This is a genomic window from Isoptericola sp. NPDC056618 (assembly GCF_042792715.1).
Lineage (GTDB): Bacteria > Actinomycetota > Actinomycetes > Actinomycetales > Cellulomonadaceae > Isoptericola > Isoptericola nanjingensis.
This window is the reverse complement of the sequence record NZ_JBHTVZ010000003.1, coordinates 303,611-321,443: the sequence shown is the minus strand read 5'-3', so window position 1 is coordinate 321,443 and position 17,833 is coordinate 303,611. Positions and strand designations below refer to the sequence as shown.

Annotated in this window: 15 protein-coding genes; 11 read left to right on the top strand and 4 right to left on the bottom strand. The window is 73.2% G+C overall.

The window, feature by feature from the left end:
• Positions 1-41: 41 nt before the first annotated feature.
• The 9 genes from gcl to ACFQ8T_RS07300 all read left to right on the top strand — a co-directional run bounded on the left by gcl (position 42) and on the right by ACFQ8T_RS07300 (position 10,761).
• Positions 42-1,829, top strand: a complete 1,788-nt coding sequence (gene gcl, locus ACFQ8T_RS07340) for a glyoxylate carboligase (RefSeq protein WP_430545886.1) — start codon at positions 42-44, stop codon at positions 1,827-1,829.
• A gap of 90 nt (positions 1,830-1,919) precedes the next feature.
• Positions 1,920-3,089, top strand: coding sequence for a glycerate kinase (locus ACFQ8T_RS07335; RefSeq protein WP_430545885.1), 1,170 nt, complete (start codon positions 1,920-1,922; stop codon positions 3,087-3,089).
• Positions 3,086-4,417, top strand: coding sequence for an allantoinase AllB (gene allB / locus ACFQ8T_RS07330; RefSeq protein ID WP_430545884.1), 1,332 nt, complete (start codon positions 3,086-3,088; stop codon positions 4,415-4,417). Before ACFQ8T_RS07335 ends, allB begins: the two co-directional genes overlap by 4 nt.
• Before the next feature lie 88 nt (positions 4,418-4,505).
• Positions 4,506-4,982: a thioredoxin-dependent thiol peroxidase gene (bcp, locus tag ACFQ8T_RS07325; protein ID WP_430545883.1), complete on the top strand. Its 477-nt coding sequence runs from the start codon at positions 4,506-4,508 to the stop codon at positions 4,980-4,982.
• Between the two features lie 121 nt (positions 4,983-5,103).
• Positions 5,104-6,690, top strand: coding sequence for a malate synthase A (aceB, locus tag ACFQ8T_RS07320; RefSeq protein ID WP_430545882.1), 1,587 nt, complete (start codon positions 5,104-5,106; stop codon positions 6,688-6,690).
• Positions 6,691-6,849: 159 nt separating this feature from the next.
• Positions 6,850-7,146 (top strand): Asp-tRNA(Asn)/Glu-tRNA(Gln) amidotransferase subunit GatC, encoded by a 297-nt coding sequence (gene gatC / locus ACFQ8T_RS07315; RefSeq protein ID WP_429731461.1) that lies wholly within the window; start codon positions 6,850-6,852, stop codon positions 7,144-7,146.
• 1 nt (position 7,147) lies between these two features.
• On the top strand, positions 7,148-8,653 hold the full coding sequence (gene gatA / locus ACFQ8T_RS07310) for an Asp-tRNA(Asn)/Glu-tRNA(Gln) amidotransferase subunit GatA (protein ID WP_430545881.1): 1,506 nt from the start codon (positions 7,148-7,150) through the stop codon (positions 8,651-8,653).
• An 18-nt stretch (positions 8,654-8,671) separates the two neighbouring features.
• Positions 8,672-10,177 carry an Asp-tRNA(Asn)/Glu-tRNA(Gln) amidotransferase subunit GatB gene (gatB, locus tag ACFQ8T_RS07305; RefSeq protein WP_430545880.1) on the top strand — a complete coding sequence of 502 codons (1,506 nt, stop codon included), beginning with the start codon at positions 8,672-8,674 and terminating at the stop codon, positions 10,175-10,177.
• Positions 10,177-10,761, top strand: coding sequence for a GNAT family N-acetyltransferase (locus tag ACFQ8T_RS07300; RefSeq protein WP_429763818.1), 585 nt, complete (start codon positions 10,177-10,179; stop codon positions 10,759-10,761). The genes gatB and ACFQ8T_RS07300 overlap by 1 nt, the downstream gene beginning before the upstream one ends.
• A gap of 28 nt (positions 10,762-10,789) precedes the next feature.
• Here ACFQ8T_RS07300 and ACFQ8T_RS07295 read toward each other — a convergent pair whose 3' ends face one another.
• Together ACFQ8T_RS07295 and ACFQ8T_RS07290 are read right to left on the bottom strand one after the other, a co-directional pair.
• Positions 10,790-11,524, bottom strand: a complete 735-nt coding sequence (locus ACFQ8T_RS07295) for an aspartate/glutamate racemase family protein (RefSeq protein WP_430545879.1) — start codon at positions 11,522-11,524, stop codon at positions 10,790-10,792.
• 17 nt (positions 11,525-11,541) lie between these two features.
• Positions 11,542-13,086 carry an NCS1 family nucleobase:cation symporter-1 gene (locus ACFQ8T_RS07290; protein WP_430545878.1) on the bottom strand — a complete coding sequence of 515 codons (1,545 nt, stop codon included), beginning with the start codon at positions 13,084-13,086 and terminating at the stop codon, positions 11,542-11,544.
• Between the two features lie 269 nt (positions 13,087-13,355).
• Here ACFQ8T_RS07290 and ACFQ8T_RS07285 point away from each other — a divergent pair, with 269 nt between their 5' ends.
• A complete protein-coding gene (locus tag ACFQ8T_RS07285; RefSeq protein WP_430545877.1) occupies positions 13,356-14,195 on the top strand; it encodes a bifunctional allantoicase/(S)-ureidoglycine aminohydrolase in 840 nt (279 codons plus the stop codon).
• Positions 14,196-14,210: 15 nt separating this feature from the next.
• Here ACFQ8T_RS07285 and ACFQ8T_RS07280 read toward each other — a convergent pair whose 3' ends face one another.
• Positions 14,211-15,587: a cryptochrome/photolyase family protein gene (locus ACFQ8T_RS07280; protein WP_430545876.1), complete on the bottom strand. Its 1,377-nt coding sequence runs from the start codon at positions 15,585-15,587 to the stop codon at positions 14,211-14,213.
• Positions 15,588-15,654: 67 nt separating this feature from the next.
• Here ACFQ8T_RS07280 and ACFQ8T_RS07275 point away from each other — a divergent pair, with 67 nt between their 5' ends.
• Positions 15,655-17,175, top strand: a complete 1,521-nt coding sequence (locus tag ACFQ8T_RS07275) for a peptide MFS transporter (RefSeq protein WP_430545875.1) — start codon at positions 15,655-15,657, stop codon at positions 17,173-17,175.
• Positions 17,176-17,206: 31 nt separating this feature from the next.
• Here ACFQ8T_RS07275 and ACFQ8T_RS07270 read toward each other — a convergent pair whose 3' ends face one another.
• Positions 17,207-17,782 carry a DoxX family protein gene (locus ACFQ8T_RS07270; protein WP_430545874.1) on the bottom strand — a complete coding sequence of 192 codons (576 nt, stop codon included), beginning with the start codon at positions 17,780-17,782 and terminating at the stop codon, positions 17,207-17,209.
• Positions 17,783-17,833 lie beyond the last annotated feature (51 nt).

The window sequence follows — 17,833 nt, the reverse complement described above, 5'->3', positions numbered from 1 at the left end:
GCGCCCGCCCTGACATCCCCGAAGACTCGAAGGAGAGCACCATGCCCCGCATGCGCGCGGTCGACGCCGCGGTCGCCATCCTGGCGAAGGAGGGTGCCACCGAGGCCTTCGGCCTCCCCGGCGCCGCCATCAACCCGTTCTACGACGCCATGCGCCAGCACGGCGGCATCCACCACGTGCTCGCCCGGCACGTCGAGGGCGCGTCGCACATGGCCGACGGCTACTCGCGCGCCGAGCGCGGCAACATCGGCATCTGCATCGGCACGTCGGGCCCCGCGGGCACCGACATGATCACCGGTCTGTACGCCGCGTGGGCCGACTCGATCCCGATGCTGTGCATCACGGGCCAGGCCCCGGTGGCCAAGCTCGACAAGGAGGACTTCCAGGCCGTCGACATCGCGTCGATCGCCGCGCCGGTCACCAAGCTGGCGAAGACGGTCCTCGAGGCGTCGCAGGTGCCGGGCGTCTTCCAGCGGGCGTTCCAGCTCATGCGGTCGGGCCGTCCCGGCCCGGTCCTCATCGACCTGCCGATCGACGTGCAGATGACGGAGATCGAGTTCGACCCGGAGACCTACCAGCCGCTGGCTCCGGAGCGGCCGGAGGCCACCCGCGAGCAGGTCGCCAAGGCGATCGACATGCTGCTGGCCGCGGAGCGCCCCCTGATCGTCGCCGGCGGCGGCATCATCAACGCCGGCGCGGAGTCCGAGCTCGTCGAGCTCGCGGAGACCCTCGGCGTGCCGGTGGTCCCGACCCTCATGGGTTGGGGCGCGATCCCCGACGACCACCCGCTCACCGCGGGCATGGTCGGCATCCAGACGTCGCACCGCTACGGCAACGCGACGTTCCTGGAGTCGGACTTCGTGATCGGCGTCGGCAACCGGTGGGCCAACCGCCACACCGGCGGCCTGAAGACCTACACCGAGGGCCGCACCTTCGTGCACGTCGACATCGAGCCCACGCAGATCGGCCGCGTGTTCGCGCCCGACTACGGCGTGGTCTCCGACGCGGGCGCCTTCCTGCGCACCGCGCTCGAGGTCGCCGCCGACCGCAAGGCCGCCGGTCAGGTGAAGGACTACTCGGCGTGGGCCGCCTCGGCGCAGGAGCGCAAGGGGAAGCTGCAGCGCAAGACGCACTTCACCGAGATCCCGATCAAGCCGCAGCGCGTGTACGAGGAGATGAACAGGGCCTTCGGCCGGGACACGGTCTACGTCACCACGATCGGCCTGTCGCAGATCGCCGGCGCCCAGCTGCTGCACACGTACAACCCGCGGCACTGGATCAACGCCGGCCAGGCCGGCCCGCTGGGCTGGACCGGCCCGGCCGCGCTCGGCGTCTCGCGGGCGCTGCCCGAGGGCAACGTCGTCGCCCTCTCCGGCGACTACGACTTCCAGTTCATGCTGGAGGAGCTCGCCGTGGGCGCGCAGCACCACCTGCCCTACGTGCACGTCGTCGTGAACAACGCCTACCTGGGCCTGATCCGTCAGTCGCAGCGGGCGTTCGAGATGGACTTCCACGTGTCCCTCGCCTTCGACAACATCAACATGTCGCACGGTGACGGGGAGCCCGAGGGCTACGGCGTGGACCACGTCAAGGTCGCCGAGGCGCTGGGCTGCAAGGCGATCCGCGTCAAGGACCCGGAGGACCTGGGCGCCGCGTTCGCCAAGGCGCAGGCCATGACCGCGGAGTTCCGGGTCCCCGTGGTGGTCGAGGTCATCCTCGAGCGCGTCACCAACATCGCGATGGGTGCGGAGCTCAACGGGGTGAACGAGTTCGAGGACCTGGCCATCTCGGCCGAGGACTCGCCCACGGCCATCGCGCTGCTCGACTGAGCGCGACAGGCTGAGCAGTACCCGACGACGGCGACGGGAGAGACGATGACGAGGACGGGTGGTCCCGACGGACGAGGGGGTGGAGCGGCAGTGACGACGACGACGGGACCGACGGCGGCGCGCGTGCTGCTCGCCCCGGACAAGTTCAAGGGCTCCCTGACCGCCGGCGAGGTGGCCGCCCACCTGGCGGCCGGCCTGCGGCGGGCCGTGCCCGGCGTCGTCGTCGACGAGCTGCCCGTGGCCGACGGGGGCGAGGGCACCCTGGAGGCCGCCCTCGCCGCCGGCTACGCCGCGGTGGACCTGGTGGCGACCGGCCCCCTCGGGGAGCCGGTCGCCACCCGGTACGCCCGCCGGGGCGCCACCGCCGTCGTCGAGATGGCGGCGGTCACCGGCCTCGCCCAGGTGACCCCGACGCCGGCCACCGCGCTCGCGGCGTCCTCCCGGGGGCTCGGTGAGGTCATCGCGCACGCCCTGGACGCGGGGGCCCGGGAGATCGTCGTCGGGGTGGGCGGCTCCGCCAGCACCGACGGCGGGGCCGGCATGCTCGCCGCGCTCGGCGCGCGGCTCGCGTCGGGGGCGGGGGACGTCGCCGACGGCGGCGGCCACCTGCACGAGCTGACCGACGTGGACCTCGCGGGACTGCACCCCGCGCTCGCGGACACCGAGATCGTGCTCGCGAGCGACGTGGACAACCCGCTGCTCGGCGAGCACGGCGCGGCCGCCGTGTACGGGCCGCAGAAGGGCGCCGACCCGGCGACCGTCGCGGAGCTCGAGCTGGGCCTGGCGACGTGGGTCGACGTGCTGGCCACCGTCGGCGTCACGGGCGCCCGCGGCTACGCCGCCGAGCCCGGCGCGGGCGCGGCGGGCGGCGTGGGCTTCGCCTGCCTGCTGCTCGGCGCCGAGCGCCGGCCCGGCGTCGAGGAGGTGCTGGCCCTCACGGGCTTCGTGGACCGCCTCGCCGGTGTCGACCTGGTCGTCACGGGGGAGGGCAGCCTCGACCAGCAGTCGCTGCACGGCAAGACGCCCGTGGGGGTGGCCGCCGCCGCGGCCGCCGCCGGCGTCCCCACGGTCGCGGTGTGCGGCCGCACCACCCTCAGCCCCGCACGAGCGGCCGCCGCCGGCCTCGCCGCCGTGCACGCCCTCACCGACGTCGAGCCGGACGTCGCCCGCTGCATCGCCGAGGCCGGGCCCCTGCTCGAGACCCTCGCCGCGCGGCTCGCCGACCACCTGCCGGCCCTGATCACCTTGGAGAACGCATGACCTACGACCTCGTCGTCCGCGCCGCCCGCGCCGTCACCCCCGAGGGGGAGCGCGCCGTCGAGGTGGGCGTGACCGACGGCCGGATCGCCGCCGTCGTTCCGCTCGGCACCGGCCTGGCCGGCGCCGAGGTGCTGGAGCTCGCCGAGGACGAGGTGCTGCTGCCCGGCCTCGTCGACTCGCACGTGCACGTCAACGAGCCCGGCCGCACCGAGTGGGAGGGCTTCGCCACCGCCACGCGCGCCGCCGCGGCCGGCGGCGTCACGACGATCGTCGACATGCCGCTCAACTCGCTGCCCCCCACGACCTCGGTCGCGAACCTGGAGGTCAAGAAGCAGCGCGCGGTGGACCAGGCGTTCGTCGACGTCGGTTTCTGGGGCGGTGCCGTGCCGGGCAACACGGCGGACCTCAGGCCCCTGCACGACGCCGGCGTGTTCGGCTTCAAGTGCTTCCTCGCCGACTCCGGGGTGCCGGAGTTCGGCCACCTGGAGGACGCTGAGCTGCGCGCCGACCTCGCGGAGCTGACGTCGTTCGGCGCCCTCATGATCGTGCACGCGGAGGACCCGGGCACCCTCGAGGACGCCCCGCAGGAGCCCGGCCCCACCTACAAGAACTTCCTCGCCTCCCGGCCCGCCAAGGCCGAGTCCACGGCGATCGCCGCGCTCATCGACGCGGCCCGCGCCACCGGCGCCCGCGCCCACGTGCTGCACCTGTCCGACGCGGACTCGCTGCCGATGATCGCAGCCGCGCGCGCGGAGGGCGTGCGCCTCACCGTCGAGACCTGCCCGCACTACCTGTCCCTGGACGCCGACCACGTGCCCGACGGCGCGACGGCCTACAAGTGCTGCCCGCCGATCCGCGAGCACGACAACCAGGACCGCCTCTGGCAGGGTCTGCGCGACGGCCTGATCGACGTCGTCGTCACCGACCACTCGCCGGCCACCGCAGAGCTCAAGCAGCCGGCGTCGGGCGACTTCGCCGAGGCCTGGGGCGGAGTCTCGTCGCTGCAGCTCGGCCTCGCCGTCGTCTGGACCGAGGCGCGCCGCCGCGAGGTGCCGCTCGCGGAGGTCGTCGGCTGGATGTCCTCCGGCCCGGCCGCGCTGGTCGGCCTGGAGCGCAAGGGCGGCATCACGGTGGGCAAGGACGCGGACCTCGCGGTCTTCGCGCCCGAGGCGACGTTCGTCGTCGACCCGGCCCGACTCCACCACAAGAACCCGGTCACGCCGTACGCCGGCCGCGACCTCACGGGCACGGTCCGGCGCACGCTGCTGCGCGGGCGTCCCGTGGGCGACGAGCCCACCGGCACCCTGCTGCGCCGCGGCGAGGCCTGAGCAGGGCCCACGACGGGACCGACGACGAGACCGACGACGAGACCGACGACGAGACCGACGACGAGAACGACCACGAAGGACGACTGACATGACGCGACTCCAGCCGGGCGACACCGCTCCCGACTTCACCCTCCCCGACTCCGCCGGCACGCCGGTGTCCCTCGCGGACGTGCGCGCCGGGGCGGACAAGGGCGTGGTCGTGTACTTCTACCCGAAGGCGGGCACCCCCGGGTGCACCACCGAGGCCTGCGACTTCCGCGACAACCTCGCGTCGCTCGCGGGCGCCGGGTACGCCGTCGTCGGGGTCTCCGCGGACCCGGTCGAGGACGTCCGCGCCTTCGTGGAGGCCGAGCACCTCACCTTCCCCCTGCTGAGCGACGCGGACCACGCCGTGGCCGACGCCTACGGCACGTGGGGCCCGAAGACGATCGGCGACCGGACGTTCGACGGGGTGCACCGCTGCACCTTCGTCGTCGAGCCGGACGGCACGCTCCGCAGCGCGGAGTACGACGTCGAGGCCACCGGGCACGTGGCCGCGCTGCGCCAGCAGCTGGTGGGTGCCTGAGCACCCGTGACCCGGTAGGGTCGGCCTGGCAGGTTTCCGCTAGGCGTAATACGAATTCCGCTGTGCAAGGAACGCACGGCCGCAGCACACCCCCGTAGAACGAGAACAAGGAGGGACTGTCGTGGAGCTCCCCGACGGCCTGACCATCACCGCCGAGATCGGTGAGCGCGACACCGAGGTGCTCACCCCGGCCGCCCTCGACCTGATCGTGACCCTGCAGCGCGAGCTGGGCGCTCGCCGCCTGGAGCTGCTGGAGGCGCGGCAGCGTCGCCGCCAGGCGCTCGCCGACGGCGGCACGCTCGACTTCCTCCCGGAGACCGCGCACCTCCGCGCCGACGACTCCTGGAAGGTCGCGGAGCCCGCCCCCGGGCTGGTCGACCGCCGCGTGGAGATCACCGGCCCCACCGACCGCAAGATGACCGTCAACGCGCTCAACTCGGGCGCGAAGTGCTGGCTCGCGGACCAGGAGGACGCGAACACGCCGCAGTGGCGCAGCGTGGTCGGCGGCCAGCTCAACCTGCTCGACGCCATCGAGCGCCGGATCGACTTCACCAACGAGGCCGGCAAGTCCTACGCGCTGAAGCCCGACGACGAGCTCGCGACGATCATCATGCGGCCCCGCGGGTGGCACATGAGCGAGAAGCACATCCTGGTCGACGGCCAGGAGACCTCGGGCTCCCTGGTCGACTTCGCGCTCTACGTCGCCACGGCGGGCCTGCGGCAGATCGCCAAGGGCCTCGGGCCGTACTTCTACCTGCCGAAGATGGAGTCGCACCTCGAGGCGCGCCTCTGGAACGACGCGTTCGTCCTGGCCCAGGACGCGCTCGGCATCCCGCGCGGCACCATCCGCGCCACCGTGCTCATCGAGACCATCCCGGCCGCGTTCGAGATGGAGGAGATCCTCTACGAGCTGCGCGAGCACTCCGCGGGCCTGAACGCCGGCCGCTGGGACTACCTGTTCTCCGTGGTGAAGAACTTCCGCACCCGCGGGTCGGAGTTCCTGCTGCCCGACCGTAACCAGATCACCATGACGGTGCCGTTCATGCGGGCCTACACCGAGCTGCTGGTCCGCACCTGCCACAAGCGCGGCGCGCACGCCATCGGCGGCATGGCCGCGTTCATCCCGAGCAAGGACGCCGAGGCCAACGAGCAGGCCTACGCCAAGGTGAGCGCCGACAAGGCGCGCGAGGCCGGCGACGGCTTCGACGGCTCCTGGGTGGCGCACCCCGGCATGGTCGCCACGTGCAAGGAGGCCTTCACCGCGGTGCTCGGCGACCGGCCGAACCAGATCGACCGCACGCGCGAGGACGTGCGCGTCACGGCCGCCGACCTGCTGTCGGTCGACAAGACGCCCGGCACCGTCACCGAGGCCGGCCTGCGCAACAACGTCTCCGTCGGCATCCAGTACCTCCAGGCCTGGCTGGGCGGCCTCGGCGCCGTCGCCATCTTCGGCCTCATGGAGGACGCCGCGACCGCGGAGATCTCCCGCTCCCAGGTGTGGCAGTGGCTGCACAACGACGTCGTCCTCGCCGACACCGGCGAGAAGGTGACGCGGGAGCTCGTCGACCGCATCGTCGAGGAGGAGGTGGCCAAGCTCCCGGGCGGCGCCGCCGCCTTCGACGAGGCGCGGACCACCTTCATGGAGGTCGCCGTGGCCGACGAGTACATCGACTTCCTCACGACGGCCGCCTACGAGCGGATGGACTGAGGAACCCGGCACCGCTCGGCTGCGACGGGGGCGCCGAGCACCGCCGGTGCGTGACGGCCGGGACCACGTCCTGTGTGGCGTGGTCCCGGCCGTTCGTGTGCCCGCACCGTCATGCGGGGACAACCTCCCCGACACCTGCCGCCCACTAGACTGGCGGCCATGTCCACCATCTCCCGAGACGAGGTCGCGCGCGTCGCCGCCCTGGCCCGGATCGACCTGCGCGACGACGAGGTCGACCGGCTCGCCGGCGAGCTCGACGTCATAGTCGACTCCATCGCCCGCGTGCGCGAGGTCGCGACCCCCGACGTGCCGGCCACCAGCCACCCGCTGCCCCTGACGAACGTCTTCCGCGAGGACGTGCCCCAGCCGGCGCTGCCCGTGGCCGACGTGCTGGCCGCCGCGCCCGACGCGCAGGACGGGCGCTTCGCCGTCCCGCAGATCCTCGGGGAGGAGTGAGATGACGGACCTGACCCGCCTCAGCGCGGCCGAGCTCGCCGAGACCCTCGCGCGCCGGGAGGCCTCCAGCGTCGAGGCCACGCGCGCCCACCTGGACCGCATCGCGGCCGTCGACGGCGACGTGCACGCGTTCCTGCACGTGAGCGAGGACGACGCGCTGGCCACGGCCGCCGACGTCGACGCGCGCCGCGCCGCCGGCGAGGGGCTGCACCCGCTGGCCGGCGTGCCGATCGCCGTCAAGGACGTCGTCGTGACGAAGGGCCTGCCGTCCACGGCCGGCTCGAAGATCCTCGAGGGCTGGATCCCGCCGTACGACGCGACCCTCGTCGAGAAGCTCCGCGCCGCGGGCCTGCCGATCCTCGGCAAGACGAACATGGACGAGTTCGCGATGGGCTCCTCCACCGAGCACTCCGCGTTCGGCAACACCCACAACCCGTGGGACCTCGACCGCATCCCCGGCGGCTCGGGCGGCGGCTCCGCCGCGGCCGTCGCCGCCTTCGAGGCGCCGCTCGCGATCGGCACGGACACCGGCGGCTCGATCCGCCAGCCGGGCGCCGTCACCGGCACGGTCGGCGTGAAGCCCACCTACGGCGGCGTCTCGCGCTACGGCCTCATCGCGATGGCCTCCTCGCTGGACCAGGCCGGCCCCGTGACGCGCACCGTGCTCGACTCGGCGCTGCTGCACGAGCTCATCGGCGGCCACGACCCGCGTGACTCGACGTCGATCCCCGAGCCGCTCCCGCCGCTGGTCGAGGCCGCGCGCCAGGGCGCGCTGGGCGACCTGTCGGGCCTCAAGGTCGGCGTCGTCACGCAGCTTCAGGGTGAGGGGTACCAGCCCGGCGTGCTCGCGCGGTTCCACGAGTCGCTCGAGCTGCTGACCAAGGCCGGGGCCGAGGTCGTCGAGGTCTCCTGCCCGAGCTTCGACTATGCGCTCGCCGCGTACTACCTGATCATGCCGGCGGAGGCGTCGAGCAACCTCGCGAAGTTCGACGGCATGCGCTTCGGCCTGCGCGTCGAGCCGACCGACGGCCCGGTGACGGCCGAGCGCGTCATGGCCGCGACCCGCGGCGCCGGCTTCGGCGACGAGGTCAAGCGCCGCGTCGTCCTCGGCACCTACGCCCTGTCGGCCGGGTACTACGACGCCTACTACGGCAGCGCGCAGAAGGTCCGCACGCTCATCCAGCGCGACTTCGCCGCCGCGTTCGCGCAGGCGGACGTGCTGGTCTCGCCCACGGCGCCCACCACGGCGTTCAAGCTGGGGGAGAAGCTGGACGACCCGCTCGCGATGTACCTCAACGACGTCGCGACCATCCCGGCCAACCTCGCCGGCGTGCCGGGCATCTCGGTGCCCAACGGCCTGTCCGACGACGGCCTGCCCGTCGGGTTCCAGATCCTCGCGCCGGCGAAGGCGGACGACCGCCTCTACCGCGTCGGTGCCGCGCTCGAGTCGGCCCTCGAGTCCACGTGGGGCGCGCCCCTGCTGTCGCGCGCACCCGAGCTCGGCTGAGAACAGGAGACCATCACAGTGACCACCACGACCCCTGCTCTCGTCGCCTACGACGACGCCGTGCGCCGCTACGACCCGGTGATCGGCATCGAGGTGCACGTCGAGCTCGGCACCCGCACCAAGATGTTCTGCCCGGCCGAGCAGTCGTTCGGCGCCGAGCCGAACACGCAGACCACGCCGGTGTCGCTCGGGCTGCCGGGCGCGCTGCCCGTCGTCAACGGCACCGCCGTCGAGTACGCGATCCGCATCGGCCTGGCGCTCAACTGCCAGATCGCGGAGAGCTGCCGGTTCGCCCGGAAGAACTACTTCTACCCGGACGTGCCGAAGAACTTCCAGACGTCGCAGTACGACGAGCCGATCGCTTTCGAGGGCTGGCTCGACGTCGAGCTCGAGGACGGCACGGTGCACCGCGTCGAGATCGAGCGCGCGCACATGGAGGAGGACGCCGGGAAGAACACGCACGTCGGCGGCTCCGCCGGCCGCATCCACGGCGCCGAGTACTCGCTGGTCGACTACAACCGCGCCGGCGTGCCGCTGGTGGAGATCGTCACCAAGCCGATCACCGGCGCGGGGGAGCGGGCGCCCGAGGTGGCCCGTGCCTACGTGCAGGCGCTGCGCGACATCTTCCGCGTGCTCGACGTGTCCGAGGCGCGCATGGAGCGCGGCAACGTCCGCGCCGACGTCAACCTGTCGCTGCGCGCGACGCCCGAGTCGCCGCTCGGCACGCGCACGGAGACGAAGAACGTCAACTCGTTCCGGTCGGTGGAGCGGGCGGTGCGGTACGAGATCTCGCGCCAGGCCGCGCTCCTCGACGCGGGTGAGACCGTGATCCAGGAGACGCGCCACTTCCACGAGGAGGACGGCTCGACGTCGCCCGGCCGCGTGAAGTCGGACGCCGAGGACTACCGGTACTTCCCGGAGCCCGACCTCGTGCCCGTCGCGCCGTCGCGCGAGTGGGTCGAGGAGATCCGCGCGACGCTGCCCGAGCTGCCGCAGGCCCGGCGCCGCCGCCTGCACGACGAGTGGGGCTTCGCGGACGCCGAGATGCGCGACGTCGTCAACGCCGGCGCGCTCGACCTCATCGAGGCGACCGTCGCCGCCGGCGCCACGCCGGCCGCCGCGCGCAAGTGGTGGATGGGCGAGCTGGCCCGCCGCGCCAAGCAGGACGAGGTCGAGCTCGCGGACCTCGCGATCACGCCCGCGCAGATCGGCGAGCTCCAGCGGCTCGTCGACTCCGGCCGCATCAACGACAAGATCGCCCGGCAGGTGCTCGACGGCGTGCTCGCCGGCGAGGGCGAACCGGAGGCGGTCGTCGTGGCCCGCGGCCTGGAGGTCGTCTCCGACGACGGGCCGCTCCTCGAGGCCATCGACGCGGCGCTCGCGGCGCAGCCCGACATCGTGGAGAAGGTCCGCGGCGGCAACCAGGGCCCGGTCGGCGCCATCATCGGCTCGGTCATGAAGGCCACCCGGGGCCAGGCGGACGCCAAGCGCGTGCGCGAGCTGGTGCTGGAGAGGATCGGCTGATGCGGTCGCCCGTCCTGCACGGGGAGCTCGTGCGGCTGCGCCCGGTCGAGGCGCGGGACGCCGAGCGGCTGTGGGCGTCGCTGCGCGACCCGGAGGGCGGGCGCCTCACGGGCATGGGCACGAACGCCGCGTCGTCCCGGGCCGAGGTGGACGCCTGGGCCGCGAGCGCGGCCGACCTGCCCGGCCGGTACGACTGGGCGATCACCTCGGCCGCCGTGCGGGACGGGGAGCTCGTCAGCGACGACCTGCTCGGTGAGATCTCCCTCGACCGGGTGGACCTCGAGCTGCGGTCGGCGAACCTGCGCCTGCGGATGATGCCGGACTACCGGGGCCGCGGGTACGGGCGCGAGGCGATCGGGGAGGTGCTGCGCTTCGCCTTCGACGGCGGCGCCGGCCCGGGGCTCCACCGCGTGAGCCTCGCGGTGATCAGCATCAACCCGCGGGCGCGGGCGCTGTACGACTCGCTCGGCTTCCGCGAGGAGGGGCGCCTGCGCGACGCCTTCCGCGACGGGCAGGGCTGGGCGGACGCCGTCGTCATGAGCATCCTCGAGGACGAGTTCCGCGCCGGGGCCGGCACGGACTGAGGCGCAGCTCGCGCCGCGCCCGCCGCGATCACACCGCGGCGGGCACGGCGAACGGCCACCCGACGACGACCTTGGGCCGCGGCGGCGCGTAGGTGCGCACCTTCGAGGTGGACAGGCCGAGGCGTACGAGGCCCTCCGCGACCGCCACCGCCGCGCGCACGCCGTCGACGACGGGCACGCCGGTGGCCGCCGCGACGCGATCCTCGAGCTCCGCCATCCCGCCGCACCCGAGGCAGATCACCTCGGCCCGGTCCACCTCGACGGCGCGCCGGGCCTCGGCGACGATCGCGGCGACGGCCCGCTCGGGGTCGGCCTCGAGCTCCAGCACGCCGAGCCCGCTCGCGCGCACGGAGGCGCACCGCGCGTCGAGCCCCGCCAGGCGCAGCCGGTCCTCGATCAGCGGGACCGCGCGGTCGAGCGTCGTGACGACGGAGTACCGGTGCCCCAGGTACATCGCGGTCGACGCCGCCGCCTCGGTGATGTCGACGACCGGCACGTCGAGCAGCTCCTGGAGCCCCTCGCGCCCGTGCTCCCCGTACCCGGCCTGCACGACGGCGTCGAACGGCTCCGGGTAGGAGGTCACGGCGTCCATCACCGCGAGGGCGGCGAGATAGCTCTCGAAGTTGCCCTCGCAGGAGTCCGGGCCGAATCGCGGGGTGATCCCCACGATCTCGGTGCCGAGGGAGGCGACGGACCGTGCCGAGGCGGCGATCGCGTCGGTCATGGACGACGTGGTGTTGACGTTGGCGACGAGGATGCGCACGGGGTCTCCGGGTGGGGCTAGTGGGTGCTCGGCACGGCGAGGTGCTCGCCGTCCGCGTCGTGGAAGGTCTGCCGCCGGTCGGCGACGAGGAGGTACAGGACGACCCCCAGGCCTGCGCCGAGGAACCACGAGAACGACGAGACGACGGCGAACGCGGGGACGAAGGCGAGCAGCAGGGCCACGACGGCGGTCGGCACCAGCGCGAGCACGGCCCGCCGGTTGAACCCGCGGGCGTAGTGGTAGCTGCCGTCGGGGTCCTCGCGGTACAGGTCGGGCACGTGCACCCGGGCCCGGCGCAGCAGCCAGTAGTCGGCCATGATGATGCCGAACAGCGGACCGAGCAGGGCGCCGAGGCCGCCGAGGAAGTACGTGATCACGGCGGGGGAGCCGTACAGGTTCCACGGCAGGATGACGAGGCCGAGCGCGCCGGACAGCAGGCCCGCGCGGCGGAAGTTCAGCCTCCGCGGGAAGAGGTTGGTCAGCGCGTAGATCGGCGCGACGAAGTTGGCCATGAGGTTCACCGCGACGGTGAGCACCAGCAGGGCCAGGCACGCCAGCACGAGGAGCGGGGTGCTGGGGATCGCCCGCACCACGTCGGACGGGGACTCGATGATCGTGCCGTCGATGGCGAACTGGGCGCCCGAGAGCACCACGACGATCGCGCCGAAGACGGCCATGTTGAGCGGGATGCCGAGGAAGTTGCCCCGCACGATGGACCGGCGCGAGACGGCGCCGCGGGTGAAGTCGCAGAAGTTCAGCACGAACGTGCCGTAGATGGCGACCCACATGGCCGCCCCGCCCACGACGGCGAGCCACATGTCCGCGCCGTGCTTGGTGTCCGGGGTGCTCCAGGCGATCGTGGCGTCGGCCTGGAGGAACATCCAGACGGCGAGGGCCGCCATCGTCACCAGGATGACGGGCCCGGCGAACGCCTCGTACCGGCGGATCATCTCCATCCCGTAGCTGACGATGAGCAGCTGCACGCCCCACAGGGCGAGGAAGGTGATCCAGCCCAGCGTCGACAGACCGAGGACGGAGTTCCGGTCGAGGCCGGCGGCGGCGGGCACCAGCGCGACGACCAGGATCCGTAGCACCACGGAGGCGAGGAACGTCTGGATGCCGAACCAGGCGACCGCGACGGAGCCGCGGACGAGGGCGGGGATCTGGGCGCCCCGGATGCCGAACGCGATGCGGCTCATGACCGGGAACGGCACGCCGGTCTTCTCGCCCATGAAGCCGGACAGGGTGAGGAGGCCGAAGAGGAGGGCGCCGCCCAGCACGAGGGCGAGGAGGATCTGCCAGCCGCCGAGCCCGAGGGCGAAGAGTCCGATGGCGAACGCGTAGTTCCCGAGGGAGTGCACGTCGTTGGCCCACAGCGTGAAGATCGAGTAGGTCCGCCAGGTGCGACCGGCGCGCTGCGTCGGGGCGAGGTCGTGGTTGTAGAGGCGGGGGCTGAGCCCGGGCGGCGGCGTCGTCGCCGTGGCGCGGGGGGAGGTCGCGACCGTCGTCGGTGCGGCCAGGGCCTGCGGCGTCGCTGCCGCGGCCCGGTCGAGGGTGCTCATGGAGTTCGTCCTCCAGGTGCCGTACGGGCGGGTTTCGTCGAGCGAAAGCGCGCTTCCGTAGCGCGTTGGTATACCAATTTGGGCGGAGGTGATCCGCTTGTCAAGCCCGTCACGCGCGGCGTCGGGTCGTCGGCCGCGGCGGGCGCGGGCAGGATGAGGCTGCCGCTTGACCGCCGGGAGGCGGGCGCACTAATCTCACATCGCAGAAACTGAATTCCGTCTCACGAAAGACAGATGTTCAGCCGTCCATCACCACAAGGAGCGTGCCGATGACGCAGCCAGGTCCCCAGACGACCCGCTACTACACCCCGCAGGGCGGCCTGCCCGGGCAGGAAGAGCTGCTCACCGACCGGGCGATCGTCACGGAGGCGTACACCGTCATCCCGCGCGGCGTGCTGCGCGACATCGTCACCTCCAACCTGCCCGGCTGGGAGAAGACCCGCCTGTGGGTGCTCGCGCGCCCGGTCGAGGGCTTCGCGACCACGTTCGCGCAGTACGTCGTCGAGGTCTCCCCGGGCGGCGGCGCCGACCGCGGCGAGGTCGAGGACACCGTCCAGTCCGTCGTCTTCGTCACCGAGGGCACGCTGACCCTCACGGTCGGCGGCGAGGAGCACACCCTCGAGCCCGGCGGCTACGCCTACCTCGCCGCCGGCGACCAGTGGTCGCTGCACAACCGCTCGGACGCCAAGGCCGCGTTCCAGTGGGTCCGCAAGGTCTACGAGCGCATCGACGGCTACGCGGCGAAGACCTTCGTCACCCGCGAGCAGGACATCGAGCCGCGCCCCATGCCGGACACCGACGGCGCCTGGGCCACGACGCGCTTCGTCGACCCCGACGACCTGGCGCACGACATGCACGTCAACATCGTGACGTTCCAGCCCGGCGGCTCCATCCCGTTCGCGGAGACCCATATCATGGAGCACGGCCTGTACGTGCTGGAGGGCAAGGCCGTCTACCGCCTCAACGGCGACTGGGTCGAGGTGCAGGAGGGCGACTTCATGTGGCTCCGCGCCTTCTGCCCGCAGGCCTGCTACGCCGGCGGCCCGAAGCCGTTCCGCTACCTGCTGTACAAGGACGTCAACCGCCAGGTGAGGCTCGACCGCCGCTGACCCGCCCGGTCCCGCTCAGCGGCGCGCGCGCTCGAAGTCGTCGAGCGCGACGCGCCGCTCGTGCGCGTGGTCGACGATCGGCGCGGGGTAGCCCTCCGGCGGCGGGTCGAGGCGCCAGGGCTCCTGCACGCGCTTGCCCTCGACCTCGCGCAGCTCGGGCACCCAGCGGCGCACGTAGTCGCCGTCCGGGTCGAACCTCTTGCCCTGCGTCACCGGGTTGAACACCCGGAAGTAGGGGGCGGCGTCGTGGCCGGTGCCGGCCACCCACTGCCAGTTGAGCTGGTTCTGCGCGACGTCGCCGTCCACGAGGTGCGCCATGAAGTGCGCGGCGCCCCGCTGCCAGCGCACGTGCAGGTCCTTGACGAGGAACGACGCCACCACCATCCGCACCCGGTTGTGCATCCATCCGGTGGCGAGCAGCTGGCGCATGCCGGCGTCGACGAGCGGGAACCCGGTGCGGCCGGCGGCCCAGGCGTCGAACGCGTCCCGCTCCGCCGCCCCGTTCGCCCACGCGTCGTCGGGCACGACGGCGCGCAGCGACCGGCGCCGGGCGTCCGGCCGGTGGTGCAGGACGTCGGCGTGGAACTCCCGCCATGCCAGCTCCGAGCGGTACGTGGCGACCGCCTCGGCCGGGAGGCCGGCGGCCTCCGCGGCCGCCAGGTCGGCCAGCATCGTCCGCGGGTGGATCTCGCCCCAGCGCAGGTGCGCCGACATCTCCGAGGTTCCCGCCAGGTCGGGGCGGTCGCGGCCCTCGGCGTAACCGGCCAGGCCCGCGCGCACGAACTCGTGCCAGCGGCGCCGGGCCGCCGCCTCGCCCGCCCTCGGCAGGCGTGCGTCGCACGGCGGGGCCGCAGGGACGCCGTCGGACGGCAGCCGGGCCCACGGCACCTCGCGCGGCCGCGGCGCGGGGGCCCGCCAGCCGTGGGCGAGCCAGGCCCCGCGGAACGGGGTGAAGACCTGGTAGGGCGACCCCTGCCCGGTGCGCAGCCGCCCGGGGGACACGGCGTACGCCGAGCCGGTCCTGGTCAGGACGGCGCCCGCGTCGGCCAGGTTCTCCTCGACCGCGCCGTCGCGCCGGCGGCCGTAGGGCTCGTGCCCGGCCGCGACGTGCACGCCGCGCGCGCCCACCGACCGCGCGACCTGGGGGACGACCTCGCGCGGGTCGCCGCGCCGCACCACGAGCCGGCCGTCGCACGCGTCGTCGAGCATCGCCAGGGAGCCCGCCAGGTAGGCGAGGCGCGCCGCGCCGGCCCGCCGCCACAGCGCGTCGTCGAGCACGTAGAGACCGACGACGTCCCCGCCCGCGTCGCGCGCCTCCTCGATCGCGGCGAGGAGCGCCGGGTTGTCGTGCAGCCGCAGGTCTCGCCGGAACCACATCACGCTCGCCGCCATGCCGTCACCGTACGTGGCCCCGTGTTCCCCGGTCGCCGTCGTCTTCCGCCGGTGCGAGAGTTTTTTCATGACCGATCAGGCAGCGCCGCCGTCGCACCCGGAGCACGAGGGCGACCGCGCGTTCTTCGGGCACCCGCGCGGCCTCATGACGCTGGCCGGCACGGAGCTGTGGGAGCGGTTCAGCTACTACGGGATGCGCGCCATCCTGCTCTACTACCTGACCGACACGGTGGCCAACGGCGGCCTCGGGATGGACGCGACCACGGGCGCGGCGTTCGTGTCGATCTACGGCACGTCGGTCTACCTGCTGTCGGTGGTCGGGGGCTGGCTCGCCGACCGGGTGATCGGGGCGCGGCGCGCGGTGCTCTACGGCGGGATCGTCATCGCGGCCGGGCACGTGTCGCTCACGCTGCCCACGTACGGCTTCTCGATGCTGGGGATCGGGCTGGTCGCGTTCGGCACCGGCCTGCTCAAGCCGAACGTGTCGTCGATGGTCGGCGAGCTGTACTCGCGCGACGACGAGCGCCGGGACCCGGCCTTCTCGATCTTCTACATGGGGATCAACCTCGGGTCGTTCTTCTCCCCGCTGATCGTCGGCGTCGTGGAGCAGGCGTGGGGCTACCACGCGGGCTTCGCGGTGGCCGCGATCGGGATGGCGTTCGCGCTCGTCTTCTTCGTCGGCGGCTACCGGTACCTCGGCGCCGCCGGGACGGACGTGCCGAACCCGATCACGCCCGAGGACCGCCCCGCCGTCGTGCGGCTGGGGCTCTACGTGGTCGGCGCCATCGTCGTGGCGGCCGCGCTGGCCGCCGTCGTCGCCGGGGGCTGGGCCGTCGAGACGTTCATCGACGCCGTGTCGTACCTCGCGCTCGTGACGCCGGTCGTGCTGCTCGTCGTGATGTACCGCTCGAAGCGCGTGACGGCGGCCGAGCGGCCGCGCGTCGTCGCGTACGTGCCGCTCTTCGTCGCGGCGATGCTGTTCTGGATGATCTTCGAGCAGGCGGCGACGACGCTCGCGGCCTTCGCCGCCGACCGGACCCAGCTGCAGCTGTTCGGCATCGACCTGTCGCCGGCGTTCTTCCAGTCGGTGAACCCGGCGTCGATCATCCTCCTGGCGCCCGTGTTCGCGTGGATCTGGACGAAGACGGGGGACCGGCCGCCCACGGCGTACAAGTTCGTCATCGGCCTGACGCTCGCGGCCCTGTCGTTCCTGTTCCTCGCGGGGATGTCGGAGGTGTTCGCGGACGAGCTCGCCCCGCCGTGGGTGCTCATCGGGGTCTATGTGATCCAGACGCTCGGCGAGCTGTGCCTGTCCCCGGTGGGGATCGCGGCGACGACGCTGCTGGCGCCGCGCGCCTTCCGCGGTCAGGCGATGGCCCTGTGGTTCCTGTCGTCGGCCGCCGGCCAGGCGATCACGGCGCAGACGATCGAGGCGACCGAGGGGGCCTCCGACACCGCGTACTTCGGCGGGATCGGCCTCGTCGCCCTCGTGTTCGCGGGGATCCTGCTGCTGCTCGCCCCGTGGGTGACGCGGCACATCCGCCACGCCGACGAGCTGGAGCACACCCACAGCGCCGGCGCGGCCTGACCGCGCCGGCGCCGTGGGGTGCCCGGGCGCGTCAGCGCAGCCAGCTCGCGCTGCCGGGCACCGGCGACGCCGCCCAGGCGCGGCCGAGGCCCCAGGTGTCGCCGGCGCGGGTCAGCGCGAGGGCCGCCAGCAGCGCCGTGAAGACGAGGTGCTGGTCGACCAGCGGGTTCTGCGAGCCCGCGGCGAAGGGCCAGGTCGACAGCCACAGCGTGAGCATGAGCAGCCCGCCCGCCACGGCGGCCGCGCGCAGCCCGATCCCGAGCAGGAGCGCGAGCCCCGTCCCGAGCATCCCGAGCATGAACAGCCAGTCGACGACGGGGCCGCTCAGCGCGGCGAAACCGCCGGCCAGCGGGCTCTCGATCGAGCTCAGGTAGCCCTCCGTCGGCGAGCTGCCCGCCACCCAGGCCCGCTCGTCCGGCGTGGCGTACCCGAGGCCGAAGGTCTTGTCGGCCACCGGCCAGAGGAAGACCACGGCCAGGAGGATGCGACACAGCGCGAGGGCGCGCCGGGCGCCGGGCCGGGTGACGACGTCCTCGGCGTCCTCCCCGCTCCGGGCGCGGTCGGTGACGGTCGTGCCGGTCGTGCTGCCTGCGGCGGTCGCGGTCATGAGTGAGCTCCCTGATCGTGGTGCGCTGCGTGGGGATGGTTCGTCCGGTTT

Excerpts from the sequence above, each read along its gene's own strand:
- gcl (WP_430545886.1), top strand. The coding sequence starts at position 42 with ATGCCCCGCATGCGCGCGGTCGACGCCGCGGTCGCCATCCTGGCGAAG.
- allB (WP_430545884.1), top strand. The coding sequence starts at position 3,086 with ATGACCTACGACCTCGTCGTCCGCGCCGCCCGCGCCGTCACCCCCGAG.
- bcp (WP_430545883.1), top strand. The coding sequence starts at position 4,506 with ATGACGCGACTCCAGCCGGGCGACACCGCTCCCGACTTCACCCTCCCC.
- gatC (WP_429731461.1), top strand. The coding sequence starts at position 6,850 with ATGTCCACCATCTCCCGAGACGAGGTCGCGCGCGTCGCCGCCCTGGCC.
- gatA (WP_430545881.1), top strand. The coding sequence starts at position 7,148 with ATGACGGACCTGACCCGCCTCAGCGCGGCCGAGCTCGCCGAGACCCTC.
- ACFQ8T_RS07300 (WP_429763818.1), top strand. The coding sequence starts at position 10,177 with ATGCGGTCGCCCGTCCTGCACGGGGAGCTCGTGCGGCTGCGCCCGGTC.
- ACFQ8T_RS07290 (WP_430545878.1), bottom strand. The coding sequence starts at position 13,086 with ATGAGCACCCTCGACCGGGCCGCGGCAGCGACGCCGCAGGCCCTGGCC.
- ACFQ8T_RS07285 (WP_430545877.1), top strand. The coding sequence starts at position 13,356 with ATGACGCAGCCAGGTCCCCAGACGACCCGCTACTACACCCCGCAGGGC.
- ACFQ8T_RS07280 (WP_430545876.1), bottom strand. The coding sequence starts at position 15,587 with ATGGCGGCGAGCGTGATGTGGTTCCGGCGAGACCTGCGGCTGCACGAC.
- ACFQ8T_RS07275 (WP_430545875.1), top strand. The coding sequence starts at position 15,655 with ATGACCGATCAGGCAGCGCCGCCGTCGCACCCGGAGCACGAGGGCGAC.
- ACFQ8T_RS07270 (WP_430545874.1), bottom strand. The coding sequence starts at position 17,782 with ATGACCGCGACCGCCGCAGGCAGCACGACCGGCACGACCGTCACCGAC.